Annotated in this window: 27 protein-coding genes; 17 read left to right on the forward strand and 10 right to left on the reverse strand. The window is 63.7% G+C overall.

All coding sequences use genetic code 11. From position 1 onward, the window contains the following. Window positions 1-132: 132 nt before the first annotated feature. The 3 genes from AC5ZG5_RS10995 to fixL all read right to left on the reverse strand — a co-directional run bounded on the left by AC5ZG5_RS10995 (window position 133) and on the right by fixL (window position 2,758). Window positions 133-534, reverse strand: a complete 402-nt coding sequence (locus tag AC5ZG5_RS10995; protein WP_028167431.1) for a response regulator — start codon at window positions 532-534, stop codon at window positions 133-135. Between the two features lie 87 nt (window positions 535-621). After that, window positions 622-1,239: a response regulator FixJ gene (gene fixJ, locus AC5ZG5_RS11000; protein WP_456646874.1), complete on the reverse strand. Its 618-nt coding sequence runs from the start codon at window positions 1,237-1,239 to the stop codon at window positions 622-624. After that, entirely contained in the window at window positions 1,229-2,758 is a 1,530-nt protein-coding gene (fixL, locus tag AC5ZG5_RS11005; RefSeq protein ID WP_456646875.1) for a sensor protein FixL, read from the reverse strand. Before fixL ends, fixJ begins: the two co-directional genes overlap by 11 nt. A 200-nt stretch (window positions 2,759-2,958) precedes the next feature. Here fixL and AC5ZG5_RS11010 point away from each other — a divergent pair, with 200 nt between their 5' ends. Continuing rightward, window positions 2,959-3,378, forward strand: a complete 420-nt coding sequence (locus AC5ZG5_RS11010; RefSeq protein ID WP_456646876.1) for a CBS domain-containing protein — start codon at window positions 2,959-2,961, stop codon at window positions 3,376-3,378. A gap of 76 nt (window positions 3,379-3,454) precedes the next feature. Here AC5ZG5_RS11010 and AC5ZG5_RS11015 read toward each other — a convergent pair whose 3' ends face one another. Next, a complete protein-coding gene (locus tag AC5ZG5_RS11015; protein WP_456646877.1) occupies window positions 3,455-4,180 on the reverse strand; it encodes a CBS domain-containing protein in 726 nt (241 codons plus the stop codon). 236 nt (window positions 4,181-4,416) lie between these two features. On the opposite strand from AC5ZG5_RS11015, the gene AC5ZG5_RS11020 reads away from it, so the two are divergent. Then, on the forward strand, window positions 4,417-7,125 hold the full coding sequence (locus tag AC5ZG5_RS11020; protein ID WP_456646878.1) for a bifunctional acetate--CoA ligase family protein/GNAT family N-acetyltransferase: 2,709 nt from the start codon (window positions 4,417-4,419) through the stop codon (window positions 7,123-7,125). Between the two features lie 167 nt (window positions 7,126-7,292). On the opposite strand, the gene AC5ZG5_RS11025 is transcribed toward AC5ZG5_RS11020, so the two are convergent. Then, a complete protein-coding gene (locus tag AC5ZG5_RS11025) occupies window positions 7,293-7,691 on the reverse strand; it encodes a RidA family protein (RefSeq protein ID WP_130228537.1) in 399 nt (132 codons plus the stop codon). 186 nt (window positions 7,692-7,877) lie between these two features. Here AC5ZG5_RS11025 and AC5ZG5_RS11030 point away from each other — a divergent pair, with 186 nt between their 5' ends. Further along, window positions 7,878-8,474, forward strand: coding sequence for a TetR/AcrR family transcriptional regulator (locus AC5ZG5_RS11030; RefSeq protein WP_456646879.1), 597 nt, complete (start codon window positions 7,878-7,880; stop codon window positions 8,472-8,474). A 269-nt stretch (window positions 8,475-8,743) separates the two neighbouring features. On the opposite strand, the gene AC5ZG5_RS11035 is transcribed toward AC5ZG5_RS11030, so the two are convergent. The 4 genes from AC5ZG5_RS11035 to AC5ZG5_RS11050 form a co-directional block, all read right to left on the reverse strand. Next, entirely contained in the window at window positions 8,744-9,154 is a 411-nt protein-coding gene (locus AC5ZG5_RS11035; protein WP_028168639.1) for a hypothetical protein, read from the reverse strand. Between the two features lie 36 nt (window positions 9,155-9,190). After that, window positions 9,191-9,667 carry a phage holin family protein gene (locus AC5ZG5_RS11040; protein WP_130228534.1) on the reverse strand — a complete coding sequence of 159 codons (477 nt, stop codon included), beginning with the start codon at window positions 9,665-9,667 and terminating at the stop codon, window positions 9,191-9,193. A 4-nt stretch (window positions 9,668-9,671) separates the two neighbouring features. Next, on the reverse strand, window positions 9,672-9,944 hold the full coding sequence (locus AC5ZG5_RS11045; RefSeq protein ID WP_130228541.1) for a hypothetical protein: 273 nt from the start codon (window positions 9,942-9,944) through the stop codon (window positions 9,672-9,674). Window positions 9,945-10,043: 99 nt separating this feature from the next. After that, window positions 10,044-10,361: a c-type cytochrome gene (locus AC5ZG5_RS11050; RefSeq protein WP_456646880.1), complete on the reverse strand. Its 318-nt coding sequence runs from the start codon at window positions 10,359-10,361 to the stop codon at window positions 10,044-10,046. 174 nt (window positions 10,362-10,535) lie between these two features. Between AC5ZG5_RS11050 and AC5ZG5_RS11055 the strand changes: the two genes are divergently transcribed. From AC5ZG5_RS11055 to AC5ZG5_RS11105, 11 genes are all read left to right on the forward strand, one after another. Next, the gene (locus AC5ZG5_RS11055; RefSeq protein WP_456646881.1) at window positions 10,536-11,246 is read left to right on the forward strand and encodes a cyclic nucleotide-binding domain-containing protein; all 711 of its coding nucleotides are present in this window, start codon (window positions 10,536-10,538) and stop codon (window positions 11,244-11,246) included. Between the two features lie 448 nt (window positions 11,247-11,694). Then, a complete protein-coding gene (ccoN, locus tag AC5ZG5_RS11060) occupies window positions 11,695-13,317 on the forward strand; it encodes a cytochrome-c oxidase, cbb3-type subunit I (RefSeq protein WP_165435430.1) in 1,623 nt (540 codons plus the stop codon). Between the two features lie 10 nt (window positions 13,318-13,327). Beyond that, window positions 13,328-14,062 carry a cytochrome-c oxidase, cbb3-type subunit II gene (gene ccoO / locus AC5ZG5_RS11065; protein ID WP_456646882.1) on the forward strand — a complete coding sequence of 245 codons (735 nt, stop codon included), beginning with the start codon at window positions 13,328-13,330 and terminating at the stop codon, window positions 14,060-14,062. An 11-nt stretch (window positions 14,063-14,073) separates the two neighbouring features. Continuing rightward, on the forward strand, window positions 14,074-14,238 hold the full coding sequence (locus tag AC5ZG5_RS11070; RefSeq protein ID WP_028168632.1) for a cbb3-type cytochrome oxidase subunit 3: 165 nt from the start codon (window positions 14,074-14,076) through the stop codon (window positions 14,236-14,238). Window positions 14,239-14,244: 6 nt separating this feature from the next. Next, complete coding sequence (gene ccoP, locus AC5ZG5_RS11075; RefSeq protein WP_130228531.1) at window positions 14,245-15,114, forward strand: cytochrome-c oxidase, cbb3-type subunit III; 870 nt, start codon at window positions 14,245-14,247, stop codon at window positions 15,112-15,114. A 93-nt stretch (window positions 15,115-15,207) separates the two neighbouring features. Continuing rightward, window positions 15,208-16,671, forward strand: a complete 1,464-nt coding sequence (ccoG, locus tag AC5ZG5_RS11080) for a cytochrome c oxidase accessory protein CcoG (RefSeq protein WP_456646883.1) — start codon at window positions 15,208-15,210, stop codon at window positions 16,669-16,671. A 20-nt stretch (window positions 16,672-16,691) separates the two neighbouring features. Next, window positions 16,692-17,192, forward strand: coding sequence for a FixH family protein (locus AC5ZG5_RS11085; RefSeq protein ID WP_496138743.1), 501 nt, complete (start codon window positions 16,692-16,694; stop codon window positions 17,190-17,192). 9 nt (window positions 17,193-17,201) lie between these two features. After that, window positions 17,202-19,388, forward strand: a complete 2,187-nt coding sequence (locus tag AC5ZG5_RS11090; RefSeq protein WP_496165442.1) for a cation-translocating P-type ATPase — start codon at window positions 17,202-17,204, stop codon at window positions 19,386-19,388. After that, on the forward strand, window positions 19,388-19,573 hold the full coding sequence (gene ccoS / locus AC5ZG5_RS11095; protein WP_208820454.1) for a cbb3-type cytochrome oxidase assembly protein CcoS: 186 nt from the start codon (window positions 19,388-19,390) through the stop codon (window positions 19,571-19,573). The genes AC5ZG5_RS11090 and ccoS overlap by 1 nt, the downstream gene beginning before the upstream one ends. Before the next feature lie 67 nt (window positions 19,574-19,640). Beyond that, complete coding sequence (locus tag AC5ZG5_RS11100; protein ID WP_456641860.1) at window positions 19,641-20,087, forward strand: hypothetical protein; 447 nt, start codon at window positions 19,641-19,643, stop codon at window positions 20,085-20,087. Between the two features lie 172 nt (window positions 20,088-20,259). Then, a complete protein-coding gene (locus AC5ZG5_RS11105; RefSeq protein WP_028168626.1) occupies window positions 20,260-21,114 on the forward strand; it encodes a 3-hydroxybutyryl-CoA dehydrogenase in 855 nt (284 codons plus the stop codon). A gap of 315 nt (window positions 21,115-21,429) precedes the next feature. On the opposite strand, the gene AC5ZG5_RS11110 is transcribed toward AC5ZG5_RS11105, so the two are convergent. Beyond that, window positions 21,430-22,644 carry an ABC transporter substrate-binding protein gene (locus tag AC5ZG5_RS11110; protein ID WP_456641861.1) on the reverse strand — a complete coding sequence of 405 codons (1,215 nt, stop codon included), beginning with the start codon at window positions 22,642-22,644 and terminating at the stop codon, window positions 21,430-21,432. A gap of 153 nt (window positions 22,645-22,797) precedes the next feature. On the opposite strand from AC5ZG5_RS11110, the gene AC5ZG5_RS11115 reads away from it, so the two are divergent. The 3 genes from AC5ZG5_RS11115 (at window position 22,798) to AC5ZG5_RS11125 (ending at window position 26,541) form a co-directional block, all read left to right on the forward strand. Then, window positions 22,798-23,565: a FadR/GntR family transcriptional regulator gene (locus tag AC5ZG5_RS11115; RefSeq protein ID WP_456641862.1), complete on the forward strand. Its 768-nt coding sequence runs from the start codon at window positions 22,798-22,800 to the stop codon at window positions 23,563-23,565. 56 nt (window positions 23,566-23,621) lie between these two features. Continuing rightward, window positions 23,622-25,235: an acyl-CoA synthetase gene (locus AC5ZG5_RS11120; RefSeq protein ID WP_456641863.1), complete on the forward strand. Its 1,614-nt coding sequence runs from the start codon at window positions 23,622-23,624 to the stop codon at window positions 25,233-25,235. Between the two features lie 136 nt (window positions 25,236-25,371). Continuing rightward, the gene (locus tag AC5ZG5_RS11125) at window positions 25,372-26,541 is read left to right on the forward strand and encodes an acyltransferase family protein (RefSeq protein WP_456641864.1); all 1,170 of its coding nucleotides are present in this window, start codon (window positions 25,372-25,374) and stop codon (window positions 26,539-26,541) included. Window positions 26,542-26,564: the final 23 nt, after the last annotated feature.

Genomic DNA, 26,564 nt, shown 5'->3' on the forward strand with positions numbered 1-26,564 from the left:
GGAGATTTGTTGGGCATACGTTCTCCGTTAGAGAACTGTCCCTAATTTCCCGTGTCTCACTTTTGGGGGGCACTCCAGTAGACGTGGATGGAGGTGTCCCGGGTTGCGCTGCGCTTCACCCGGGCTACGAGGCTAGGGGGCGTGAGCGGTCGATCGGTCCGTCTTGATCACGTCCCAGATGCGGGTGGACAGACTGTCCTCGACATGCGGCTTGTGCAGCACATGGCGGATGCCGGCGGCGGCGGCCTTGGCCGGAATGGTCGCATCGGGATAGCCGGTGATCAGAATGATCGGCGTGTCCACGTCGCGCTGGCGCAAAATCCCGGCGAGGTCGATGCCGCTCATGTTCGGCATCTTGTAGTCGATGACGAAACAGTCGGCGCCGCCCATGGTCATGGCGTTCAGCAATGCCTCGGCGCTGCGGAAGGTGCGGACATAGAAGCCGTCGGTTTCCAGGAGGAAACGCAGCGAGCCGAGCACGTCGGTATCGTCGTCCACGACGTAGACAAGAGGGGGTCTGGTGGGTGCGGGCATCACGGCTTTTATCCGCCTTCCGGGCCGGCCATCCGGTCCATCAACCTCCGTTTATAAGCCTCTCGATGCCGGCCGGCTTGATTCAGCTCAATCCTTGAGCGCCCCGGCCCGCATGGCCAGGCGGACCAATTCCGAAAGGCTGCTCGCCTGCATCTTGGTCATCACATTGGCCCGGTAAACCTCGATGGTGCGGGGGCTGATATTGTAGTCGCGGGCGATCATCTTGTTGGAAAGCCCGGCCACCAGCCCGTCCATGACCTGCCGCTCGCGCGGGCTGAGCGAGGCGATGCGGGCGGCGACGTCCTGGGTCGCGGCCTCGTCGCGGGCGCCGGCCTCGGCTTGGCGGAGCGCGACGTCAATCATCGCGATCAGCCGGTCGTCCTCGAACGGCTTTTCCATGAAGTCGACCGCGCCGAGCTTCATCGCCTCGACGGCGAGCGGGACATCGCCATGGCCGGTCATGATGATGACCGGGAAAGCTCCGCGGCTTTCCTTGACGCGCTTCAAGAGCTCGATGCCGTCGACGCCGGGCATGCGGATATCTGAGACCACGCAGCCGAACTCGATGGTGGGGAGCGTGTCCAGGAAGGCTTGCGCCGATTCGAACAGGCGCACGTCGAAGTCAGCCGAGTCGAGCAAGAATTGCAGCGAATCCCGCATCGCCTCGTCATCGTCAATGACGTAGACATTTCCCCTACGCGCCATCTGTCAAACTCTCGTTCGGTACCGCCGGTAGCGTGAAACGAAAGGTCGCGCCGCCCGCGTCATTGGACTCGGCCCACATCCGCCCGCCATGCGCCTCGATGATCGAGCGGCTGATCGACAGCCCCACGCCCATGCCGGTTTCCTTGGTGGTGAAGAAGGTCTGGAACAGGTTTTTCTCCACGTCGTCAGGAAATCCATGGCCGGTGTCGAACACCGACACTTCGATCATGTCCTCGTCGACCGGCCGGTTCGAGGCGATCAGCTCGCGCCGCTCGGACTGCGCCATCGCCTCCAGCGCATTACGGAACAGATTGACCAGCACCTGCTGGACCTGGACGCGGTCGACCAGCACCAGATCATATCGCGGATCGAGGTTGAAGCGGATCCGCACGTCCTGCTCGCGCGCACCAGCAAGGCCCAAGGCGCCGGCTTCCTCGACCATCTTCGAGAGACGTTCGACGCGCTTTTCCGACTCGCCGCGGGCAACGAAGTCGCGCAGCCGGCGGATGATCTGCCCGGCGCGGATCGCCTGTTCGGCGGCGCGATCCAGCGCGTTCTCGATCTTGGCGCGGTTCGGGTCATCGCTCGCGCCGAGCAGGCGGCGCGAGCCTTTCATGTAGTTGCTGATGGCGGCGAGCGGCTGGTTGAGCTCGTGGGCGAGCGCGGACGCCATCTCGCCCATTGCGCTGAGGCGCGAGACGTGGACGAGCTCCGACTGCAATTCCTGCAGCCGCGCCTGGGTCTGCTGGTGCTCGGTGAGATCGCGGACAAAGCCGGTGAAATAGGGCACACCGCCGGACTGCATCTCGCCGATCGACAGATGCATCGGGAAGGTGGTGCCGTCCTTGCGCTGGCCGGTCACGATGCGGCCGATGCCGATGATGTGGCGCTCGCCGGTCGTAAGGTAGCGTGCCATGTAGCTGTCATGGCGAGAGCGGTCGGGCTCCGGCATCAAGATGCTGACATTCTGTCCGATCGCCTCCCGCTCGGCATATCCGAACTGCCGTTCCGCCGCGCTCGAGAAGAATTGCATGGTACCGCGGCCATCGATGACGATCATCGCGTCGGGGATCGTCTCCAGGATCGACCGCAGGTGCCCTTCGCGCGTGCGCAGGGCCTCCTCATGCCGCTTTTCCTCATCGATGTCGAGCACGATGCCGGAAAGGTGCGCGGACGTCTTGTCCCGCGTCAGGCTGCCGCGGAGCCGCACCCAGCGGTCGCCGTCATCATTCCGGATCAACCGGTAGGCGAGGTCGAAGGGCTCGCCGCTTTCGGCCGCGCGTGACATCGCCTGTTCGGTGCGTTCGCGGTCATCGGGCCCGAGCAGCGAGAGGAAGAACTCGTAGCTGATCGGCGCGTTATCGGGAACGCCGAACAGCCTGCGCGCGGTGGTCGACCAGGCGAGCTCCTTGGTCGACAGATCAATATCCCAGCCGCCGATCCCGGCTCCCTCGGCGCCGAGCCGAAAGCGCCGATCGGGGGCGCAGTCATCGGAAGGGGGAGGGTCGAGGCCAGTCAAACGCTTTTCCGGTTCTTCGCCGCCGCGGGCGGATTCGTATAGTGTCTGGCAGATTATGGTCCGATTGGCCAGTCCTGCTCAAGGGGAGGAGGGGCTTCGTCCCGCGGTCGCCGTGACCCGCGGCAGGTTCGGTGATTGACTTCGGTCAATATGCCAGCGGGGCGGCTGGCTTAAATGAAGAAGCTGACAGAGGATTCGCCTTGTACAAATTTCTCGAGCTGACCGCCGCCGACTACATGACGCGCGAGCCGAAGACGGTCTCGCGCGAGATGACGATGGCCAAACTGTGCGAACGTTTCGAGGAGGAGGACTTCAACACCTATCCCGTCGTCGACGGGACGCAGGTGGTGGGGATGGTCTCCAAATTCGACCTCTTGTCCTGCTTCGTCTTCACGCCGGCGCGCATCCTGCCGCGCTATGAGGATCTGATGCAGAAAACGACCGCGGACGTGATGACGTCGGAATTCATCTATGTGGTGCCGGAGACGCGGTTGACGCGGGTGCTCGAACTGATGGTCAATCACCGGCTGCGGAGCATACCGGTGCTCGAGGGCGAACGGCTCGCCGGCATTATTTCTCGCGAAGACGTGATGCGCGCCCTGCGCGACTGCGCCGGCTGATTCCCGATTTCAATTTTCATGAAGGAATTGCAGCGTGACGACCGCCCGTCGTCACGCTGCGAAGGGCTGGCGCTTTTTAGCCCGTCTTCGCCCATTCCCTGTCGTCGGGCGAAGCCAGATAGAATCCCGACATCGGCTCGACCCAGCAGAGATGGTCGTGGACCTTCTTCACTCCGGCGACGTTTTCGGTGGCGACCACCACGGCTTGGCGGCTGCGCTCGTCGGTGATGACGCCGCTCAAGTGCACGATGCCGTCGCGGACGACGACGCTGAGGCCGAACGGGCACCAATCCGCTTTCTCCAGCGCAGCGATGATGCGGTCGCGGATGTGGTCGTCGTCGGCGGTCGGATCGGGGATATCGCGGGCAAGGCTTGCCACCGCCTGCAGCAGGTTGGACCGCGACACGATGCCGACGATCTCGTCACCGCGAACGACCGGCAGGCGCTTGATGTGATGCTTCTCCATCAGCGCGACGATCGTCTCGACCGATGTCTCCTCGGTGACCGTGATCGGATCCGAGGTCATGATCTCGGCGACCCTGCGGCCCTGCTCGCGAACGAACTCGGTCGCGGCCGGGCCGGGGCCGAGCAGGAATTTCAGGAACCGGCCGTATTTGCGCTGGGTTCCGATCTCGCCGCGGCGCAGGAAGTCGCCCTCGGAGATGACGCCGACCAGCTTGCCGGCGGCGACGACTGGTAGTCCACTGATATGCCGTTGCAGCATCAGGTTGGCTGCATCGACGATGGTTGTTTCAGGCGTGACTGAGATGACCGGGCGGGTCATGATCTGATGGGCGCGCATGGGTTTGTTCCATTTGATGCGGTTGATAGTCGCAGCCTAGCCGTACCGTAGGCCCGGCGTTTGAGGCAGGTCAACGCGTTCGGGCCCGTCGGAATTGAGCAAACGCAAGGCCGACTCCGGAACAGGAACTATTCGTCATGGGCCGGCCACCATGGCTGGTTACGGTGTCGCATCGCAGCGCCATCGCCTCGTAACCTCGATACGGCCAGTGCCGGCCGAAGGTCCGGAAGCAGAGCATGTCCACTTACAGATTGAATCACCTGCTGTCGCCGCGCTCGGTCGCGCTCGTCGGAGCCAGCCCGCGCGAGGGCTCGGTCGGCCGCGCCATCGTGCAGAATATTTCCGGCGGCAAGTTCAAGGGCCAGTTCGGTGTGGTCAATTCGCGCCATGCCGAGATTGCCGGCGTTGCGACGGTCGGCAGCATCGCCGAATTGCCATTCGTGCCCGAGCTCGTCGTGATCACGGCGCCGGCTGCCGCCGTGCCCGGGATCGTCGACGATGCCGGCCAGCGCGGCGCGATCGGCGCCGTCATCATCACCGCCGGACTGGGCCACGGCCCGGGGTCGCTCGCGGAGGCCACCGAACAGGCGGCGCGCAAGCATCGCATGCGGCTGATCGGCCCCAACTGCATCGGCATCATGGCGCCCAGCGTCGGTCTCAATGCCAGCTTCTCGACGCATCTGCCAGCGGCGGGCAACCTCGCGCTGATCTCGCAATCGGGCGCGATCGCGGCCGGCATGGTGGACTGGGCCGCGCAGCGCGTGGTCGGATTTTCCGGCATCGTCTCGATCGGCGATCAGCTCGACGTCGATATCGCCGATCTCCTGGATTATTTCGCGCTCGACGGCGCAACGCACGCGATCCTGCTCTATGTCGAGTCGATCAAGGACGCGCGCAAATTCATGTCGGCGGCGCGCGCCGCGGCGAGGATCAAGCCGGTGGTCGTGGTCAAGTCCGGCCGCATGGCGCAGGGCGCGAAAGCGGCGGCGACGCATACCGGCGCGCTCGCCGGTTCGGACGCAGTCTATGATGCCGCGTTTCGCCGCGCCGGCATGCTCAGGGTCTCCGATCTGCGCGAATTGTTCGACTGCGCCGAGACGCTGGCGCGCGTGGCCTCGCCGCCGGGCAAGCGGCTGGCGCTGCTCACCAATGGCGGCGGCCTCGGCGTGCTCGCGATCGACCGATTGGTCGAGCTCGGCGGAATTCCGGCGACGATCACGCCAAACACTCACGCGCAGCTCGATGCGGCCCTGCCGCCGACCTGGTCCGGCTCGAACCCTGTCGACATCGTCGGCGATGCCGGGGCTTCACGTTACGCCGTGGCGCTCGAGGCGCTGCTCGCCGATCCCGGCAATGACGCGGTCCTGGTCATGAATGTGCAGACCGCGATTGCCGCGCCGGACGAGATTGCTTCGACCGTGGCCAAGATCGTGACCGAGCACCGCAAGAAGCGGGGCAGGGGGGCCAAGCCGGTGCTTGCGGTGTGGGTCGGCGCCAACGGCGCGATCAGCGACCTCTTCAGCGGCAACAGGATTCCGAACTACATCACCGAGGACGACGCGGTGCGCGGCTTCATGCACCTGGTGCGGCATCGCGAGGTCGTGGAGGAACTGACGCAGGTGCCGCCGGCGATGCCGGAGAGCTTTACGCCTGACGCTCCGGCGGCGCGCAAGATCGTCACCGCTGCGATCTCGGACGGACGCCAGTGGCTCAACCCGATGGAGATCAAAGGGCTGTTCGAAGCCTATGACATCCCGATGGTCGAGACCTATCTCGCGGCCGATGCGGAGGAGGCGGTCAAGTATGCCAACACCCTGTTCGCGCAAGGCATGACGGTCGCGCTGAAGATCATGTCGCGCGACATCGTGCACAAGTCTGATATCGGCGGCGTCATCCTCAATCTGACCACGCCTGATGCCGTGCGCGTGGCCACCGCCGAGATCCTGGGCCGCGCCACGGCGCTGCGGCCGGACGCGCGGGTTTCCGGCGTCATCGTGCAGGCGATGATCGTGCGGCCGAAGGTGCGCGAGCTCATTCTCGGCCTCGCCGACGATCCGACCTTCGGCACCGTGGTTGTGTTCGGCCGCGGCGGCGTCGCGGTCGAGATCATCAACGACAAGGCATTGGCGCTGCCGCCGCTCGACATGCGGCTGGCGCGCGAATTGATCGAGCGCACGCGGGTGTCGCGGCTGCTGCGCGCCTATCGCGACGTGCCGGCGGTGAAGCCGGATGCGGTGGCGACCGTGCTGGTCAAGCTCGCGCAGATGGCGGCGGATCTCCCCGAGATCAGGGAGCTCGACATCAATCCGCTGCTGGCGGACGAGGCCGGCGTGCTCGTGGTCGATGCGCGCGTTGCGGTCGGCATCGTGCCGCGCAAATTTGCGGGGCCCGGGCTCAGCAACTTTGCGGTCAGGCCCTATCCGTCACGATGGCAGCGGCAGCTTGCGGACCGTGACGGACACTTGATCGACGGGCGACGTATCTTCGCGCGGCCGATCCGACCCGAAGACGAGCCGCAGATCCACGACTTGCTGCGGCACGTCACGGCTGAGGACCTGCGGCTGCGCTTCTTCGCGCCGATCAAGGAATTCTCCCACGAGTTCATCGCCCGGCTCACCCAGCTCGACTACGCACGCGCGATGGCCTTCGTGGCGGTCGACGAAAGCACCCAGGAAATCCTCGGCGTGGTGCGGATTCATTCCGACTCGATTTATGAAAGCGGCGAATATGCGATCCTGCTGCGCACGGATCTGAAGGGAAAGGGGCTCGGCTGGGCGCTGATGCAGCTCCTGATCGAATACGCGAGATCGGAAGGGCTGAAGGCGATTTCGGGCCAGGTGCTGACCGAGAACATCGTGATGCTCGATATGTGCCGGAAATTCGGCTTCGAGGTGAAGGCCGATCCTCTCGAGCACGGTCTCTGTGACGTCAAGCTGGCGCTGTGACAGCTTCGTAGCCCGGTGGAGCGGAACGCGTAACCCGGGGCCGCCGTGGCAGTGTTGCGAGCGGGCCCGGGTTAGCTGGCGCTTCACTCGGGCTACGGAGTTATCAAAGCCGCGACACCATCGTGACGCGATAGGTGTGCATCTTGTCGCCGATCGCTGCCAATCGATCAGGCGGCCTGAGGAAGGCGCGCGATGACCTTGATCTCAAAATCGAAGCCCGCCAGCCAGTTCACGCCTACCGCGGTCCAGTTCGGGTAGGGCTGTTCGCCGATTGCTTTCAGTCGAACGGCCGTGACTTTCTCCCATTGCGTGGCCGGGTCAGTGTGGAAGGTGGTCACGTCGACGACGTCGTCGAACGTGCAACCGGCGGCCTTCAACACTTGCGTGAGATTGTCGAAGGCAAGCTGCACCTGCTTTTCGAAGTCCGGCTCGGGCGACCCGTCGTCGCGGCTGCCAACCTGGCCCGAGACGAACAGAAATCCGCCGGAGCGGATCGCCGCCGAATAGCGGTTGATTTCGTAGAGCGCCTGCCGACTGGCAGGAAAGATTGCATCGCGTTTGGTCATTGCTTTGCTCCTGTTCAAACGAGGCATGGCCAGTCCTCCCACGCGACGTTGTTTCGCCTGGGGTGTTTCAGGTCGTCTCTGCGCCGTCGGGAACTCGTTGATATACGCCCCGTATGTCGCTATATCCGAACATACGCGCCGTATGTCAATACACATACGTGACGTATGTCTTTTTAGGAGCTGGCGGTGGTCGCGAGACGACGTGCGCAGATGGTGGAGAAAACCCGGGCCAAGCTTGTTCGAGCGGCACGGAAGGCTTTCGCGGCCAAAGGCTATGCGGCGGCGTCGATGGACGATTTGAGTGCCGAAGCCGGCCTGACGCGAGGCGCGCTCTACCACAACTTCGGCGACAAGAAGGGTTTGCTGCAGGCCGTGATCGACCAGATCGATGCAGAAATGGTGGCACGGCTGCGCGCCGTACAAGAACAGGCGACCACCCCATGGCTTGGATTTCTAGCGGCGAATATCGCCTATATCGAGATGGCTCTGGAGCCGGAGATTCAGCGCATCATGCTGCTGGACGGGCCAGCCGTGCTTGGCGATCCATCGCAATGGCCTAACCAGACTGCATGCCTTCGGACGACGACGCAAACGATCCAGGCGCTCATCGATGACGGAACGGTCAGGTCGATGGATGCGGAAGCTGCCGCCCGGCTGCTCAACGGAGCGGCGCTCAACGCCTCGCTCTGGATTGCCGCAGCCGACGATCCTCGCGCGGTCTTTGCAAAGGCTGTCGAAGCCTTCCGACATCTCGCGGGCGGTTTGCTGCAGAGCAAGGGATGAGCGTCACGATGTTGCAGTCCATCCGAAGCTCGGGCATGTCGGCAGGCGCGTGAACGGTCGCTTCACAGCGGGCGCTGTGAGGTGAAAGAGGCGGTGAGGGGATCGAAGCTGCCACCTCTCCCTTTCTCCGTTCTTACGGGGAGACGGTCGGGGTGAGGGGCTGTATCCGCGTATACGGAGGGAGATGAGGTGGTGGAGGGCTCCCCCTCACCCGAAATTCAAGCGTAGCTTGAATTTCGACCTCTTCCCGCAAGCGGGGCGAGGTGGGATCAGAGCCGCGACACCATCGTGACGCGATAGGTGTGCATCTTGTCGCCTTCGCCGATCGAGACGTATTCGCCCGCGACGAAGTGCTCGTCCTTGAAGTGGAAGCCGATCTCATCAGGTGTGCCGGGTGCGCCGTCATAATGCAGGACCCAGCCGCCGCCCTGGTGGTGGACGAGATGGCCGAGGATGTATTCCTCGTCGGGCCGGAGCCGGACCACCCGGCACGCCTCGCGGTTGGCCCGCCACAGCTTTTGGTCGATCCTGTAGTCGTCGTCGAGTGGCGCGACCATCACATAGCCGGCGCCGGCATCGCCTTCGGGATGATCAGGCTCGCGCGCGAGCTCGAGGCGGATCTTGCGAAACTGCGGCGGCAGGGAGGTGTTGAGGATCGGCTTTTGGGGTGCGGTTGTCATCTTGCTCTACTCGGTTCGATCGCGCGGTGTGCGGCGTCAGGCGTGGTCCTTCGCGGCGTGCCCGGCCGCGGGTTTCTTCAGGCTGTTGATGATGATGCCGATCAGCGGCACCAGCACCGGTAGGATTCCGTTCAGGGGATTGCGCACTAGTCCGGAGACTTGCGACTGCATCGCGCGTGCCTCGACCTGAAGCGCCTCGACGGAAGCGCCGTGGATCTCGCTGGCGAGGTCGAGCTCGCGGCCTGACGGCGGCCGGAGCGCGAGGGCAAACAGGATCGCCGCGATGGCGAAGTTGGCGGCGCCTAGGATCGCCGCGGCCGAGACCGCGCTCCAGACCTGGACCAGTGCGAAATACGCGGACAGTTCGAACATCAGAAGACCGAATGCCGCAATCAGGCCCGCGAAGGCCCGCAGGCCAACGCCGATCAGGAGGTGGCGCAGGCGGATATCGGCGATGATCCTGTCGGTGCGCCAGAGTACGCGTAGCTGTCTGACGATATTTTCGGTGTTCACTTTGCTACCTCCGCATTGCGAAGCCGACGACCACGCCCAGCGCAAAGGCGGAGGCAAGCGAGGTGATCGGCCGTTCCGAAATCAACTGACGGACCTGAGTGTCTTCACCGCTCAGGACCTCGCTCAGTTCCTCCAGCGCTTCCTTGATGCGCGTGGTGAAGGCGTCGGCGCTCGCGCTTGCGGTGTCGCGTATGCCTTCACCTGTCGTGTTGAAGAGGCGCGACACATCGATCTTCAGGGCTTGCAGTTCGTCGTTCAGATGGGTCGTGTTGAACATCTCGTTCATCCCTGTTGCATCATGAAGAACTGTTATCGGCGCTCGCCATGCCGTGGTTGATTTGCGTCAACTCTCGCGGCGAGGCGAGGCGCCGTCGCGCTATTCCAGCGTCTTCAGGTAGGCCAGCAGATCGTGGATCTGGTCCGGGTCAAGCCGAAACTCCGGCATCGTCGGATGTCCGGTCTGGATGCCTTCCGCGAACGTTTCCGCGAGACTCTCGACGGGATAACGCTTGTGCAGGGTGCGGAAGGGCGGCGCGATCTTGAGCGGGCTTTTGGTGACCTTGTCGATGGAGTGGCAGCGGGCACAATTGTTGAGCGCGAACGTCCGGCCGCGCTGCTCGGACGGTGAAGCGGCAAGCGCCGATGTCGTCAGCACGATCGCAATGAAAACCTGGCGTGCGGCGGACTGCAGCATTACGGCCCCATCTATCAAAAAGCTCCGCGTTGGGTGGAGCGACGGTTTTGAAATTAGCTTTGCAATGGTGGGGGCGATTGATCTGCATCAACACCCCGGCGGTGTGGACGGTACACTGCGCTGACTCCGCCGGGCGGCATAAGGACGCCTGCCGGCGGTCATTCGGAGCGACGCGTGAAGGTTTCTCTCTTGGAAGGTTCTCATCGGCAAACCTGTACCGATTGCGCGGTGCGGGGCTTTGCGATCTGCGCCGCGCTCGACAAGACCGAGGTATGGGAGCTGGCGAACCTGTCGCGCCATGTCCAGTGCGAACCCGGGACGACGGTGTTTGCGCAGGCGACCATGGCGACGTCGTTCTTCAGCGTGCTTGAAGGCGTCCTGCGTCTCTATAAGCTGTTGCCGGATGGCCGCCGGCAGATCATCGGCTTTGTCTTGCCCGGCGATTTCCTCGGACTTGCCGGCTCGCCGCAGTATGAGTTCTCCGCCGATGCGGTAGGCGCGGTATCGCTTTGCCAGTTCTCCAGAGCCAGCTTCTCGCGATTCGCCGAGAACCGGCCTCGCTTCCTGCGCCGTATCAACGAACTGGCGGGCCGCGAATTGATCCGGGCGCAGGAGCATATGGTTCTGCTCGGACGCCGTTCCGCCGAAGAGAAGGTTGCGAGCTTCCTGATCGGCTGGCGCGATCGGCTCGCCGAAATCGGGCATGTCGGGGACGTGCTGCCGTTGCCTATGGGCCGGCTCGATATCGCCGATTACCTGGGACTCACCATCGAAACAGTGAGCCGCACCTTCACCAAGCTCGAGCGCGACGGCATCATCCGTATTCTTACGGGCGGCATCAGCCTGCTCGATGCGGCGCGCGCCGAGGCGCTGTCAGCGGCCTAGCGTGCTGCGTCATGGCCGGGCTTGTCCCGGCCATCCACGCTTTTTTCTCAGAGCGGAGCGAAGACCGTGGATGCCCGGGTCGAGCCCGGGCATGACGAGCGTAGATGCGACACGCGTCCTCTCTCATTTTTGATCGAAGTCAAAGACTGTTCCCCGCGAGCGACGATATTCGAGCGAGCTTCAATGGAGGTCGCTATGTCCGTCGACTCGATTTTGGTTTCCGCAGCCGTCGTTTCAGTTTTCGTGGTTTTCGCCGGAGTGCTCGCTTGGGCTAGTGTTCACGCACCGGGGGCGCGGCAGCCGGCGCCGGAAGTGCGCAAGCATCGTCCTTTCTGATCGGTAGCCGTCGGTTGATCTCGATCAAGGACGCGGCGGCCAAAGCTGGGCTGATGGGGCAAGGCCCCTGCAAAGAGAATCAAACATGCAGCAAGTTCAATCCACGAAATGGATGACCCACGGCGAAGCCGGGTTGACGCTATTCTTCACGGTGGCGGCCTTCCTCTGCGCCTTCGCCGCGGCCAAGGCGCTGGATGCGCCGTTTGCCTTCCATGCTTCGCTCGCCGCGGTGGCCAGCGGCGCTGCCGCCTTCGCAATCCTTAACCGCTATTTCGATCGCCCGGCGGAGCTGCCGCCGCAGGAGATCAACGGCAAGCCGAACTACAATCTCGGCCCGATCAAGTTCGCCTCGTTCATGGCGATGTTTTGGGGCATTGCCGGATTTACCGTCGGACTCCTGATCGCCTGCCAGCTCGCCTGGCCCTGGCTCAATTTCGATCTGCCCTGGACCAGCTTTGGCCGGCTTCGTCCATTGCACACCTCGGCGGTGATCTTCGCCTTTGGCGGCAATGTTCTGATTGCAACTTCCTTCTATGTGGTGCAGCGGACTTGCCGGGCGCGGCTCGCCGGCGATCTGGCGCCGTGGTTCGTGGTGCTCGGCTACAACTTCTTCATCTTGGTCGCGGGCACCGGCTATCTCCTGGGCGTGACGCAGTCGAAGGAATATGCCGAGCCGGAATGGTACTCCGACCTGTGGCTGACGATCGTCTGGGTCGTCTATCTGCTCGTGTTCCTGGCGACGGTGATCAAGCGCAAGGAGCCGCATATCTTCGTCGCCAACTGGTTCTATCTCGCCTTCATCGTCACCATCGCGGTCCTTCACCTCGGCAACAACCCGGCGCTTCCGGTGTCGGTGTTCGGCTCGAAGTCCTACATCGCCTGGGGCGGCGTGCAGGATGCGATGTTCCAGTGGTGGTACGGCCATAACGCGGTCGGCTTCTTCCTGACCGCGGGCTTCCTCGCCATCATGTACTACTTCATTCCGAAGCGGGCGGAGCGGCCGATCTATTCCTATCGGCTGTCGATCATCCACTTCTGGGCGCTGATCTTCCTCTATATCTGGGCCGGCCCGCACCATCTGCACTACACGGCGCTGCCGGACTGGGCGCAGACGCTCGGCATGACGTTCTCGATCATGCTCTGGATGCCGTCCTGGGGCGGCATGATCAACGGCCTGATGACGCTGTCGGGCGCGTGGGACAAGCTACGCACCGATCCGGTGCTGCGTATGCTGGTGGTCTCGGTCGCGTTCTACGGCATGTCGACCTTCGAAGGCCCGATGATGTCGATCAAGGTGGTGAACTCGCTGAGCCACTACACCGACTGGACCATCGGCCACGTTCACTCCGGTGCGCTGGGCTGGGTCGGCTTCGTCTCCTTCGGCGCGCTGTATTGCCTGGTGCCGTGGCTGTGGGGCCGCAAGCAACTGTACAGCCTGAAGCTCGTCAACTGGCACTTCTGGATCTCGACCATCGGCATCGTGCTCTACATCTCCGCGATGTGGGTCTCGGGAATCCTGCAGGGCCTGATGTGGCGCGCCTACACCTCGCTCGGCTTCCTCGAATATTCCTTCATCGAGACCGTGGAAGCGATGCATCCCTTCTACATCATCCGCGCCGCAGGCGGCGCGCTGTTCCTGATCGGCTCGCTGATCATGGCCTATAACCTCTGGATGACGGTGCGGGTAGGCGAGGTGGAAGTCACCACGCCGCTCGCGCTGCAGCCGGCGGAATAAGGAGCTCAAGATGTCCTTCTGGACCCGCCACCAAATCTTCGAAAAGAACTCGATCATCCTGATCGCGGGCATTCTGGTCGTGATCGCGATCGGCGGCCTGGTCGAGATCACGCCGCTGTTCTACCTCAAGAGCACGATCGAGGTGGTCGACGGCGTCAGGCCGTACACGCCGCTCGAGCTCGCCGGCCGCAACATCTATGTGCGCGAAGGCTGCTATCTCTGCCACTCGCAGATGATCCGGCCGTTGCGTGACGAGGTCGAGCGCTACGGCCACTTCTCGCTTGCCGCCGAGAGCATGTACGACCATCCGTTCCAGTGGGGCTCGAAGCGTACCGGGCCTGACTTGGCGCGGGTCGGCGCCAAATATTCGGACGAGTGGCACGTCACCCACCTGACCAATCCGCGCGCGATCGTGCCGCAATCGGTGATGCCGGGCTATCCCTTCCTTGCAAAGACCGAGCTCGATCCCGAGGCGATTGCCGATCACCTCAGGACCAACCGCGCGGTCGGCGTGCCCTACACCGACGAGCAGATCGCCAACGCAGTCGCCGACCTGAAGGCGCAGGCTGATCCTGACAATGCCGGCACCGATGCTTTCACCAAACGCTATCCGAAGGCTGTGATCCGCAATTTCGACGGCAAGGGCGGAGCACCGACCGAGATGGACGCGCTGGTCGCGTACTTGCAGATGCTCGGCACGCTGGTCGACTTCAAGCTCTACAACGAAAAAGCCAATCTTCGCTGAGAGGCCGGACGATGAAAGCAATTCTGACAGTTCACAATCTGGCGTCGAATCTCGTGACGAGCGTGTGGACGCCGATCTTCGTCGGCCTGTTCGTCGCGATCGTGATCTACGCGCTCTGGCCCCGCAACCAGGCCGCCTTCGATGAGGCATCGCGGATACCGTTGCGGGAGGAGTGAGAGACCATGGCTGAAACCGAACTCGATCAAGTCTCCGGCAAGACCACGACCGGTCACCAGTGGGACGGCATCAAGGAACTCAACACGCCGTTGCCGCGCTGGTGGGTGTTGACCTTCTACGCCACTATCATCTGGGCGATCGGCTACTGGGTGGTGTACCCGGCCTGGCCGCTGTTGTGGAGCCACACCAACGGGCTGATCAACTATTCGTCGCGGGCCGATGTTGGCGTCGAACTGGCCAACCTCGAGAAGATCCGCGGCGACAAGATGGTCGCGCTCGGCGCGGCGTCGCTGGAGGACATCGAGAAGGATCCGGCACTGCTTGCGCTCGCGCGCGCCCGCGGCAAGGCGGCCTTCGGTGACAATTGCGCGCCGTGCCACGGCTCGGGCGGCGCCGGCGCCAAGGGTTTTCCGAACCTGAACGACGACGACTGGCTGTGGGGCGGCTCGCTCGAGCAGATCCAGCAGACCATCCAGTTTGGCGCGCGCTCCGGCCACGCCAAGGCGCATGAGGGCGCGATGCTCGCCTTCGGCAAGGATGGCATCCTGAAGAAGGACGAGATCGTCACGGTCGCCAATTATGTCCGTTCGCTCTCGGGCCTGCCGACGAGCCCGGGCTACAATGCCGCCGCCGGCGCCAAGCTGTTTGCCGATAATTGCTCGACCTGTCACGGCGAGAACGGCAAAGGCAACCAGGAGCTCGGTGCGCCCGATCTCACCGACAAGATCTGGCTCTACGGCTCGGACGAGGCCACCGTGATCGAGACCATCACCAACGGCCGTTCCGGCGTGATGCCGGCCTGGGTCGGCCGGCTCGATCCGTCCACCATCAAGGCGCTTGCGGTCTACGTGCATACGCTGGGCGGCGGTAAATAAGCGGCGGATAGACCACCTGTTTGCGCTGGATCAACTAAGGCACGGGAGGAGGGGTTAGCCTCTCCTCCCACGATGCCAGAAGAATCCCGGCCCATGAACAAGATCGTCCAGATAGACCCTGACCAAGTCGAAGACGTCGGGCCGCTTTATGCGGCGCGCAAGAAGGTCTACCCGCAGAAGGTCTCCGGGACCTTCCGTCGGATCAAATGGGGCCTGATGGCGTTCTGCCTCGGCATCTATTATTTCCTGCCGTTTGTGCGCTGGAATCGCGGCCTCGCCGCGCCCGATCAGGCGGTGCTGATCGACCTGCCGAACAGCCGCTTCTATTTCTTTTTCATCGAGCTGTGGCCGCAAGAAGTCTATTACTTCACCGGCCTCTTGATTCTCGCCGCGATCACGCTGTTCCTGATGAACTCGGTCGGCGGCCGCATCTGGTGCGGCTATCTCTGCCCGCAGACGGTCTGGACCGACCTGTTCTACGCGGTCGAGCGCCTGGTCGAGGGTGACCGGCGCGAGCGGATGAAGAAGGATGCATCCGCGCATCGCTGGACGCTGGAACGCATCTCCGAGCTCGTGCTCAAGCATTCGATCTGGCTGATGATCGCCTGGTGGACCGGCGGCGCCTGGGTGCTCTATTTCACCGACGCGCCGACGCTCGTCAAAGAGCTCGTCACCTTCCAGGCGCCGGCGATCGCCTATATCTGGATCGCGATCCTGACCGCGACGACCTATCTGCTCGCCGGCTTCATGCGGGAGCAGGTCTGCGTCTATATGTGCCCGTGGCCGCGCATCCAGGCGGCGCTGACGGACGAATGGGCGCTCAACGTCACCTATCGCTACGACCGCGGCGAAAAGCGCATGTCGGTGAAGAAGGCGAACGACCTGCGCGCGCTCGGCCAGCACGCCGGCGACTGCGTCGACTGCTATCAGTGCGTCGCCGTCTGTCCGGTCGGCATCGATATCCGCAACGGGCCGCAGCTCGACTGCATCCAGTGCGGGTTGTGCATCGACGCCTGCGACAATGTGATGAAGAAGATCAACCGGCCGACGCGGCTGATCGGCTACGACAACGACATCAACATCCAGCGCCGGATCGAGGGCAAAGCGCCGATCTATCGCATCGTGCGGCCGCGCACCATCATCTACGCCGCGCTGATCGCACTCGTCGGCGGCATCATGCTCTATACGCTCGCGACGCGTTCGCTACTCGACATCAACGTGCTGCACGACCGCAATCCGGTCGCGGTGAAGCTCAGCGACGGCTCGATCCGCAACGCCTATACGGTCCGCTTCCTCAACAAGCGTGGTTTCGACCGTGTGGTGGCGATCGACATCGACGGCCCGCAGGATGCCAAGCTCCATGTCGTCGGCGGCGACTCGATTACGCCCGATCGTCCCATGATCGTGCTTGGGCGCGACGGCACAACCGAGCTGCGCGTGCTCGTCACCGCGCCGTCCGACCGGAATCCCGAGAAGTCGATCCCGGTGAAATTCCGCGTCACCGACATCGGTCTCGGCGAAGTCGCGTCCGCCACCGACAATTTCGTCGCGCCATAACGGGAAGAAGCAGGGCCGCCATGAATAGGGAATACGGATCGGAGAAACCGCTGACCGGGCGCAAGGTGCTCGTCATGCTGGTCGCATTCTTCGGCGTTGTGATCGGCGTCAACGTCACCATGATCAAGCTGGCGACCTTGACGCTGCCCGGCACCGACGTCGACAGCGCCTACGCGGCGAGCCTCGCCTATGAGAAAGAGATCGTCGCCGCGCGCGAGCAGGACGCCCGCAACTGGAAGGTCGACGCGCATCTGGCGCGCGATGCCGGTGGCGGCACAGCGCTCGAACTCGAAGCGCGTGATGGTAAGGGCAGGCCGCTCATCGGATTGCAGTTCACCTCCCGCCTGGAGCGCCCGACCGACCGGCGCGCCGACCAGGCGATCCAGCTGTCGGAAGCCGGCGGCGGTCGCTACCGCGGCAAGGGCAGCGCGATCGGGCCCGGGCAATGGGACCTGGTGCTGGAAAGCGAAGCCGATGGCCGGCGCGTGTTCCTCTCGAGGAATCGCGTGGTGCTGAACTAAGAGGGCGTGATGCAAGCGACACGGGACTTTTCGCACTATGTCAAACATCTCGGCTCGGGATTGGCGCATATCGACCTCGCGGTCGAGGGCGTCAACTGCGCCGGCTGCATGTCGAAGATCGAGCGCGGGCTTTCGGCGATTCCCGATGTGACCTTGGCGCGCGTCAATCTCACTGACCGCCGCGTGGCGCTGGAATGGAAGGAGGGTGCACTCGACCCCGGCAACTTCATCGATCGGCTCGCCGAGCTCGGCTACAAGGCCTATCCGTTCGAGACGGTGAGCGCTGAAGCCGCCGAGGTCGAGAACTCGCGCTTCCTGCTACGCTGCCTCGGAGTTGCGGCGTTCGCGACTATGAACGTGATGATGCTGTCGATCCCGGTGTGGTCCGGCAATGTCAGCGACATGCTGCCGGAGCAGCGCGATTTCTTCCACTGGATGTCGGCGCTGATCGCGCTGCCGGCGGCCGCCGGCCAGCCCTTCTTCCGCTCGGCGTTCAACGCGCTGCGCGCGGGCAATGTCAACATGGACGTGCCGATCAGCATCGGCGTGATCCTGGCGCTCGGCATGTCCATCGTCGAGACTATCGGACATGCCGACCACGCTTATTTCGATGCGGCGATCATGCTGCTCACCTTCCTCCTGGTGGGACGCTATCTCGACCAGAACATGCGGCGGCGTACCCGCGCGGTCGCCGGCAATCTCGCCGCGCTCAAGGCCGAGACTGCGACGAAGTTCATCGGACCGGACGAGATTTCGGTGGTGCCGGCGGCGGCGATCCGGGCCGGCGATACCGTGCTGCTGCGGCCAGGCGAGCGCTGCGCGGTCGACGGCACCGTGATCGAGGGCCGGTCGGAGATCGACCAGAGCCTGATCACCGGCGAGACGCGGCATGCGGCGGTCGAGGCGGGCAGCGCGGTCTATGCCGGTTCGCTTAACATCTCGGGCGCGCTGCGCATCCGCGTGTCGGCGGCGGCGGAAGGCACGCTGCTGGCGGAGATCCAGCGATTGCTCGACCACGCCGTGCAGGCGCGCTCGCGCTATGTGCAGCTCGCTGACCGCGCGTCGCGGCTCTATGCGCCGGCGGTGCATGCAACCGCGCTCTTGACCATGATCGGCTGGCTGATCGCCGGCGCGAGCTTGCACGATTCCGTCATCACCGCGATCGCGGTGCTCATCATCACCTGTCCCTGTGCGCTGGGACTGGCGATCCCAACGGTGCAGACGATTGCCGCGGGGGCGATGTTCCGCGCCGGCGTGCTGATCAATTCGGGCGATGCCATCGAGCGTGTCGCCGAGGTCGACTACGTCATCTTCGACAAGACGGGAACGCTGACCTTGCCGGAACTGGATGTGGTGAATTCCACTGCCGTGCCGGCCGATGTGTTCGAACTGGCGGGCCGGCTCGCGCTGGCAAGCCACCATCCGGTTGCCGCGGCGCTGGCGCGCGCGGCCGGTGCGAAATCGCCGCTGCCCGGCGTCACGGAAGAGCCGGGGCAGGGGGTGCGCGGCAGCTTCGGCGGCGAAGAGGTCAGGCTCGGCCGTCCTTCCTTCTGCAACGCCGAGGATCTCGCAGACGAGATTCTGAGCCGCGATCCCGAGGCGTCCGTGGTCGCGTTTGCCCGCGGCAAGAAGCGCTACGTGTTCGCGGTCCGCCAGGGTCTGCGACCGGATGCATGCGAATCCGTCGCGGCGCTGCAGCGGCGCGGCATCGCGGTCGAGATATTGTCGGGAGATCGCGAACCCGCGGTGCGGGCTGCGGCCGAGACGCTTGGCATTCCCGAGTGGCGTGCCGGCGTGCTGCCATCGGACAAGATCGCGCGCATCGAGCAATTGAAGCGGCAGGGCGTCAAGGTGATGATGGTCGGTGACGGCCTGAACGACGCGCCGTCGCTTGCGGCCGCGCACGTCTCGATGTCGCCGATCTCGGCCGCGCATCTGAGCCAGGCGACCGCCGATCTCGTCTTCCTCGGCAAGCCCTTGGCGCCCGTGATCGCCGCCATCGACTATTCGCGCAAAGCGCTGCGGCTGATGCGGCAGAACCTCTATCTCGCCGTCGGCTACAATGTCCTCGCCGTGCCGATCGCGATCCTGGGCTTCGTGACGCCGCTGATCGCGGCCGCGGCGATGTCGGGCTCTTCGATCCTGGTGATGTTGAACGCGCTGCGCGGACGTCGGGTGCGGCAGGAGCAGGTGTGATGGAAGTGATCGCGTTCCTGGTGCCGCTGGCGCTGCTGCTTGGCCTGTTTGGATTGCTCGGATTCCTGTGGTCGCTGAAGAACGGCCAGTATGACGATCTCGAAGGCGCCGCCTGGCGGGCGATCTCCGACGATGACGAGACGCCAACCACCCCGGGGCCATCGGCCGCGCATCGTGGCGTTTGATCTGGCGCAATGACGGCCGCTTTGCATGGGCCGATAGTCAACCTGCTCAGAACTACGGGAGGGTAACATGGCATCGGCAACACAGACGGGATCGATTGCGGGCAGGCTGATCGGCAAGCTCACGGGCTTCCTCGAAAGGTTCCGTGACATCGGCGAAATCCGCGGCCTCAGCCCGGCCGAAGCCTGTTCCGTGGCGCACGATCTCCGCATCTCGCCTGCCCAGCTCGAGACGCTGGTTGCCCGGGGGCGTCATGGTGCCGACGAATTGCCAAAGATGCTGAAGGCGCTGGGGATCGACGAAGTTGCCATCAAGCGCCAAGAGCCGGGCGTGCTGCACGACATGAGGCGGGTGTGCGCGCTCTGCATCGAGAAATCCCGCTGCCAAAGCGAGCTCGATGCCGGAACCGCCGCCCTGCATCATCGCGAATATTGCGCCAATACCTATACGATCGACTCGCTCGAGACGAAGCCCGATCAGACCGAACTCCAGCTCCGCGGGCCCTGCTGCTGCTGAGCGGGAACGCTTCGTCTCCCCGATCGAACCGGCGCCGGCACGCCAAACTGCACCGTATCCTTGGACGCGAGGCCCTGCTAACCATGGGCATCGGCGGCGGCCGGCTGGTCGCCGCAACCGTCTGTGTGCGCGGGCGCAAGGCCTTGCGCGTTTTACGAGAAGGATACGAGCAATGATCGAAACCGTTGGCATCATCGGGGCGGGCACTATGGGCAACGGCATCGCCCAGGTCAGCGCCGCCGCCGGGCTTCAGGTGGTGATGGTCGATATCTCGGACGCGGCCGTGCAGCGCGGGCTGGCGACGGTCGGCAGCAGCCTGGACCGCCTGGTCAAGAAGGAGAAGATGACCGAGGCCGACAAGAACGCCGCGCTCGGGCGCATCAATGCGACCACCGACAAGGCCAAGCTTGCCGCCTGCGACCTCGTGATCGAGGCGGCGACCGAGAACGAGGAATTGAAGCTCAAGATCCTGAAGGATCTCAGCGCCACGCTGAACCCGCGGGCGGTGATCGCCACCAACACGTCTTCGATCTCGATCACCAAGCTTGCCACCGCGACCGACCGGCCCGACCGTTTCATCGGCATGCACTTCTTCAATCCGGTGCCGGTGATGGCGCTGCTCGAACTGATCCGCGGCCTGCAGACCTCGGACGATACGCTGGCCAAAGCGGAAGCATTTGCAAAGCGCGTCGGCAAGGTCGCGATCACAGCCAAGAACAGCCCGGGCTTCGCGGTCAACCGCATCCTGTGTCCGATGATCAACGAGGCGATCTTCGCGCTGCAGGAAGGCATCGCCACCGCCGAGGAGATCGATGCCGGCATGAAGCTCGGCTGCAACCACCCGATCGGCCCGCTGGCGCTGGCCGACCTGATCGGGCTCGACACCATGCTCTCGGTGATGGACGTGTTCTACAAGGGCTTCAACGATCCGAAATATCGCGCCGCACCGCTCCTCAAGGAGATGGTCGACGCCGGCTATCTCGGCCGCAAGACTGGCAAGGGCTTTTACGACTACGGCAAGGCGTGAGCCAGGCGTTGTAGAGTGGGCAAAGGCGCTTGCGCGGTGCGCACCTTCTAGCACTCCGCTCGTGATGGTGGGCACGCTTCGCTTTGCCCACCCTACGACTTCGTTGCAATGTCGGAGGCTTCGGCGCGATCCCAGTTGATGTGCCCTCGCCCCTTGTGGGAGAGGGCGGCTCAGGTGCCTGCAACGAACTCGCTTCGGTGAGGGTTTTCTCCACTTGCGCTGTCGCCCGCGGAGAGAACCCCTCATCGGTCGCGCATTTCATGCGCGCCACCTTCTCCCACAAGGGGAGAAGGGAAGCCGCGTAACTAAATCCATTCACTTCACCAGCGGGCAGCCGCCGTCCTTCAGCGGGCGGAATGCCTGGTCGCCGGGCACCTCGGCCAGCACTTTGTAATAGTCCCAAGGCGCTTTGGATTCCTCGGGCTTCTTTACCTCGAACAGGAACATGCTGTGCACCATGCGGCCGTCGGCGCGCAGCACGCCGTTGTCGGTGAAGGCGTCGCGCACCGGCATCTCGCGCATCTTGGCCATCACGGGCTTTGTTTCTTTGGTGCCCGCGGCCTGCACGGCTTTGAGGTAATGCAGAGTGGCGCTGTAGGTCGCGGCCTGATTCATCGTCGGCATCCGCTTCATGCGCTCGAAGAAGCGCTTGCCGAAGGCGCGGGTCTTGTCGTTGAGGTCCCAGTAATAGGCCTCGGTGACGATCAGGCCTTGCGCGAGCTTCAGCCCGAGGCTGTGCACATCAGAGATGAACATCACGATCGCTGCGAGATTCTGGCCGCCGGCGACGATGCCGAATTCGCCGGCCTGCTTGATCGTGTTGATAGTGTCGCCGCCGCCATTGGCGAGGCCGATGATCTTGGCCTTGGAGGCCTGTGCCTGCAGCAGGAAGGAGGAGAAATCCGGCGTGTTGAGCGGATGCTTGACGCTGCCGAGCACCTTGCCGCCGGCGGACTTCACGACATCGCCGGTGTCGCGCTCGATCGAGTGGCCGAACAGATAGTCCGCGGTGATGAAGAACCAGCTATCCCCGCCATTCTTGACGATGGCGCTGCCGACCGTGTGGGCGTTGGAATAGGTGTCGTAGGTCCAGTGCGCGACGTAGGGGCCGCAGGATTTGCCGGTGATATCGGAGCTCGCGGCGTCCGTGACGATCATGATCTTTTCGTGCTGCTTGGACAATTCCATCACCGCGAGCGCGGTGGCGGAGGTCGGCAAATCGATGATCATGTCGACGCCTTCGTTCTCCCACCATTTGCGCGCCATGGTAGCCGCGATGTCAGGCTTGTTCAGCACGTCGGCGGAGACGATCTCGATCGGTTTGCCGAACATGGTGCCGCCGAACTCATCGATCGCCATCTTGGTCGCTTCGACATTCCCGGCGCCGCCGATGTCGGAATAGACCGACGAGAAATCGGTGAGCACGCCGATCTTCAGCGGCGTCGCGGCTGGCTGCTGAGCGGACGCTGATGCGATCAATAGCGCCGACAACAGGCAAGCCGTCGACACCATCCTTGCGATGGGCTTCATGGGGTCTCCTCCGTGTTTTTATCAGTTTGTCGGACAAAGTAGATTTGGGTTCCGGGGAAGTCAATCGGCTGTCGATAAGGAGGCCCGCGCGGCCGAATTGACGCATCGTCGCGGCCGGACTACTTTGTCGGACAACCAACATTGAGGCCACCTTTGCCCGCTTCGCCGCTGTTTCGACGGATCGACGTCGCGCCCGCCTACCAGAAGGTGGCGGATGCGATCGAACGCGAGATCGTCAGCGGCCGGATCAAGCCGGGAGATCCGATCGGGACCGAGCTTGAGCTGGTGCGGCAATTTGGCGTCAACCGCTCGACGGTCCGCGAGGGCATCCGGGTGCTGGAGGAAGGCGGTCTGCTGCGGCGCGATTCCAGCCGCCGCCTGCAGGCCTGCCTGCCGCGCTACAACAAGCTCGCGACGCGCCTCAGCCGCGCATTGGTGCTCCACGAGGTCACCTTCCGCGAATTGTTCGAGGTGTCGATGACGCTCGAGATCGCGAGCACGGAATGCGCGGTCGAACGGGCTACCGAGGAGGACATCGCCGAACTCGCCGAAAACCTGGCGCGGAGCGAGCAGGTGATCGCCGATCCCGCGGCGCTTGCCGAATGCGACGCCGATTTCCACGTGCTGGTGGCAAAAGCCTCGCACAATCGCGTGCTGCAGCTCGCGCGCGAGCCAGCCGCGCAATTGTTCTTTCCGACCACCGAGATGATCGTGAGCCATGGCGCGCAGGGCGCCACGCGCCTGGTCGAGGCGCATCGCCATCTGCTCGAGGCGATCCGGCGGCGTGACAAGGCGGCGGGCGTGCAGTGGACCCGGCGTCACCTGCAGGACTGGCGCCGCGGCTTCGAGCGGATCGCTTCGCTCGACCGGTCGGTCGAACATATGTACATGGAGCATGCACAAGCGGTTCGACGTAGATAGAACGACAACGCATCGTCCGAACCACAAACAAACAGCGGACGTTCAGGGAGGGAAAAATGACCGCGGACATCACCACGACGATCCAGAAGGCGCGCGAGCAAAGCATCGGCGACCTGCTGCGCCGCTCGGCCCGGCGCTATCCCGACAAGACGGCGCTGATCTGCGGCGAAGTGAGATGGACCTATGCGGAGATGGATGCGATCTGCAATCGCCTGGGCCGTGGCCTCGGCGGGCTCGGGGTGACGAAGGGCGATCGCGTCGCGGTGCTGTCACGCAACTCGCATGCCTTTGCGGCGCTGCGCTTTGCGCTCGCCAAGATCGGCGCGATCCTGGTGCCGATCAATTTCATGCTGAACCCGGACGAGATCAATTTCATCCTCGCCAATTCCGGCGCGAGGCTGCTCGCCGTCGGCCCTGATCTCGTCGAGGCCGGCCGCGCTGCGACCGCCAAGGGCACGAAGGTCGAGCAACTGATCTGGCTCCCGGGCGAGGATGCCACGGAGTCGCCGAAGGACATCACGACCTTTGCGGACCTGCTTGCGGCCGGCGCCTCGCCGCTCGAGGCTTCCGTCGACAGCCGCGACATCGCGCAGATCATCTATACCAGTGGTACGGAGTCGCTGCCCAAGGGCGCCGTCCTCACCCATGAAGCGGTGATGTGGCAATATGTGAGCTGCATCGTCGATGGCGGCATGGCGGCGGAGGACACTATCCTGCACGCGCTGCCGCTCTATCATTGCGCGCAGCTCGACGTCTTCCTCGGGCCTGGCATCTATCTTGGCGCGACCAACGTGATCACCGGCAAGCCTGTGCCGGATCACATCCTTTCGCTGATCGCGGCCCACAGGATCGGCGCCTTCTTTGCGCCGCCGACGATCTGGATTGCGATGCTGCGCTCGCCGGCCTTCGACAAGACCGACCTCTCGAGTCTGCAAAAGGGCTATTACGGCGCGTCCATCATGCCGGTGGAGGTGCTGCTCGAACTGCAGCGGCGTTTGCCCGGCGTGAAGTTCTGGAATTTCTACGGCCAGACCGAGATCGCGCCGCTCGCGACCGTGCTGAAGCCCGAGGATCAGTTGCCCAAGGCGGGATCGGCGGGCAAGCCCGCGCTCAATGTCGAGACCCGCGTGGTGAATGCCGAGATGCGGGACGTCAAGGTGGGCGAGGTCGGCGAGATCGTCCACCGCTCGCCGCATCTGTTGTCCGGCTACTACAATGATCCGGCCAAGACGGAGGCGGCCTTTGCCGGGGGCTGGTTCCACAGCGGCGACCTGGCGACCGTCGATGCCGAGGGGCACGTCACCGTCGTCGACCGCGTCAAGGACATGATCAAGACCGGCGGCGAGAATGTCGCAAGCCGCGAGGTCGAGGAGATGGTCTATCGGCTGCCGGCGGTCTCCGAAGTCGCGGTGGTTGGCCTGCCGGACCCGCGCTGGATCGAGGCGGTGACCGCGATCGTTGTGGTCAAGAGCGGCGACACGCTGGATGAGGAGACCGTCATCAGACATTGCGCCAGCCAGATGGCGCATTTCAAGGTGCCGAAGCGCGTGATCTTCGTGGACAGCCTGCCGAAGAACCCGAGCGGCAAATTGCTGAAGCGCGAATTGCGCAAGCGCTTTCTTGGCAATGAAACACTCGATCGTGCGATTCAGAAAAATTTTGCGGGCTGAGCAGCCGATTCAAACGGGCGTGAACGGCTTACGCCGCCATAGCTGATCGGATTCCCTTGGCCGACGGTGTATGGTTGCGTCGCTGCCGTGATATGCTGCGGCAGCGACGCAGCGTCATTGCGACACGCAGGGGCCGATGCTCAAGAAATCCCATGCCACCGAGCTGGCCGGGACGACCAGGACACGCATCGTTCCGCTCGACCGTGCGCGCACCTTCATCACCTTCCTGGTGGTGCTGTATCACGGCGTAATCAACTACACCTATTTCGGTATCGGCGGCGACCGGATGCGATGGATCGGCTTCGACCTGATCGCGCTGTTCAACGACAGTTTCTTCATGGCCTGCATGTTCTTCATCTCGGGCCTGTTCGTTCACGACAGCCTGGCGCGGAGGGGGCCGGCGAACTTCCTCGGTAGCCGTGCCTGTCGGCTGGGTATTCCGTATCTGGTATCGATCTTTGTGCTGATGCCGATCGCTTATTACCGCTACCATGTAACGGAGCTCAGTTTCCCGCAGTTCTATTGGCATATGGTCACCGTCGGCCCGTGGTCATCGGGGTCGGCCTGGTTCCTGTGGGTGCTGCTTGCGCTGGACGCGATCGCCGCGTTGCTTTGGGCCGCGGCGCCCGGCGCGATCCCGGCGCTCGGGCGATTGGTCGATGGCTTTCGTCAGCGGCCGATGGCGGCCTTCGCTGCGTTCCTTATCTTCTCGATCGTCGTCTATCTGCCGCTGCACCTGGAGTTCGGCGATTCCGCGTGGTTCGTGCCCGGCCACTATCCGCTGCCGATCCAGACCAGCCGCATCCTGCTGTACACCGGCTACTTCTTCACCGGCGTTGCGGTCGGTGCCATCAGCCTGAGAGGCGGGCTGCTGGCGGAAAGCGGCGAGGTAGCGAAGCGCTGGATGCTGTGGCTCACGTGTGCGCTCGCATTCTATGGCGTCATCCTGCTCCTGGTCTATGTCCATCACAGCGTGCTGCCGGATTTCCGTTCGCCGCCGCTATGGTGGCAGATAGCCTATGGACTGGCCTTTGCGATGTTCAACGCGGCAATGACTTTCACGGTGCCCGCGCTGTTCCTGCACTTTGCGCAATCACGGTTTCGGTTCCTCGATGCGATCCAGCCTTCGGCCTACGGCATCTATCTCGTGCATTTCGTTCCGCTGATCTGGCTGCAGTATCTCGTCTACGATCCGCCGCTGCCGGTGTTTGCCAAATTCGCGATCGTCTTCCTCGGCACACTCTTCGTCAGTTGGGGCGCGACCATCCTGCTGCGAAGGATTCCGATCGTCGCGCGTATGATCTGACCCGTGGTCAGGAAGGCCGATCT

The organism is Bradyrhizobium sp. Ses1 (assembly GCF_059512365.1).

Bases quoted from the DNA above. Each gene is read 5' to 3' on its own strand.
- fixJ (WP_456646874.1), bottom strand. From the start codon at position 1,239: ATGGCGCGTAGGGGAAATGTCTACGTCATTGACGATGACGAGGCGATG.
- AC5ZG5_RS11125 (WP_456641864.1), top strand. From the start codon at position 25,372: ATGCTCAAGAAATCCCATGCCACCGAGCTGGCCGGGACGACCAGGACA.
- ccoS (WP_208820454.1), top strand. From the start codon at position 19,388: ATGGAAGTGATCGCGTTCCTGGTGCCGCTGGCGCTGCTGCTTGGCCTG.
- AC5ZG5_RS11035 (WP_028168639.1), bottom strand. From the start codon at position 9,154: ATGACAACCGCACCCCAAAAGCCGATCCTCAACACCTCCCTGCCGCCG.
- AC5ZG5_RS11090 (WP_496165442.1), top strand. From the start codon at position 17,202: ATGCAAGCGACACGGGACTTTTCGCACTATGTCAAACATCTCGGCTCG.
- AC5ZG5_RS11120 (WP_456641863.1), top strand. From the start codon at position 23,622: ATGACCGCGGACATCACCACGACGATCCAGAAGGCGCGCGAGCAAAGC.
- ccoP (WP_130228531.1), top strand. From the start codon at position 14,245: ATGGCTGAAACCGAACTCGATCAAGTCTCCGGCAAGACCACGACCGGT.
- AC5ZG5_RS11045 (WP_130228541.1), bottom strand. From the start codon at position 9,944: ATGTTCAACACGACCCATCTGAACGACGAACTGCAAGCCCTGAAGATC.
- ccoG (WP_456646883.1), top strand. From the start codon at position 15,208: ATGAACAAGATCGTCCAGATAGACCCTGACCAAGTCGAAGACGTCGGG.
- AC5ZG5_RS11025 (WP_130228537.1), bottom strand. From the start codon at position 7,691: ATGACCAAACGCGATGCAATCTTTCCTGCCAGTCGGCAGGCGCTCTAC.
- AC5ZG5_RS10995 (WP_028167431.1), bottom strand. From the start codon at position 534: ATGCCCGCACCCACCAGACCCCCTCTTGTCTACGTCGTGGACGACGAT.
- ccoN (WP_165435430.1), top strand. From the start codon at position 11,695: ATGACCCACGGCGAAGCCGGGTTGACGCTATTCTTCACGGTGGCGGCC.
- AC5ZG5_RS11110 (WP_456641861.1), bottom strand. From the start codon at position 22,644: ATGAAGCCCATCGCAAGGATGGTGTCGACGGCTTGCCTGTTGTCGGCG.
- AC5ZG5_RS11105 (WP_028168626.1), top strand. From the start codon at position 20,260: ATGATCGAAACCGTTGGCATCATCGGGGCGGGCACTATGGGCAACGGC.
- AC5ZG5_RS11085 (WP_496138743.1), top strand. From the start codon at position 16,692: ATGAATAGGGAATACGGATCGGAGAAACCGCTGACCGGGCGCAAGGTG.
- AC5ZG5_RS11070 (WP_028168632.1), top strand. From the start codon at position 14,074: ATGAAAGCAATTCTGACAGTTCACAATCTGGCGTCGAATCTCGTGACG.
- AC5ZG5_RS11050 (WP_456646880.1), bottom strand. From the start codon at position 10,361: ATGCTGCAGTCCGCCGCACGCCAGGTTTTCATTGCGATCGTGCTGACG.
- AC5ZG5_RS11015 (WP_456646877.1), bottom strand. From the start codon at position 4,180: ATGCGCGCCCATCAGATCATGACCCGCCCGGTCATCTCAGTCACGCCT.
- AC5ZG5_RS11020 (WP_456646878.1), top strand. From the start codon at position 4,417: ATGTCCACTTACAGATTGAATCACCTGCTGTCGCCGCGCTCGGTCGCG.
- ccoO (WP_456646882.1), top strand. From the start codon at position 13,328: ATGTCCTTCTGGACCCGCCACCAAATCTTCGAAAAGAACTCGATCATC.
- AC5ZG5_RS11100 (WP_456641860.1), top strand. From the start codon at position 19,641: ATGGCATCGGCAACACAGACGGGATCGATTGCGGGCAGGCTGATCGGC.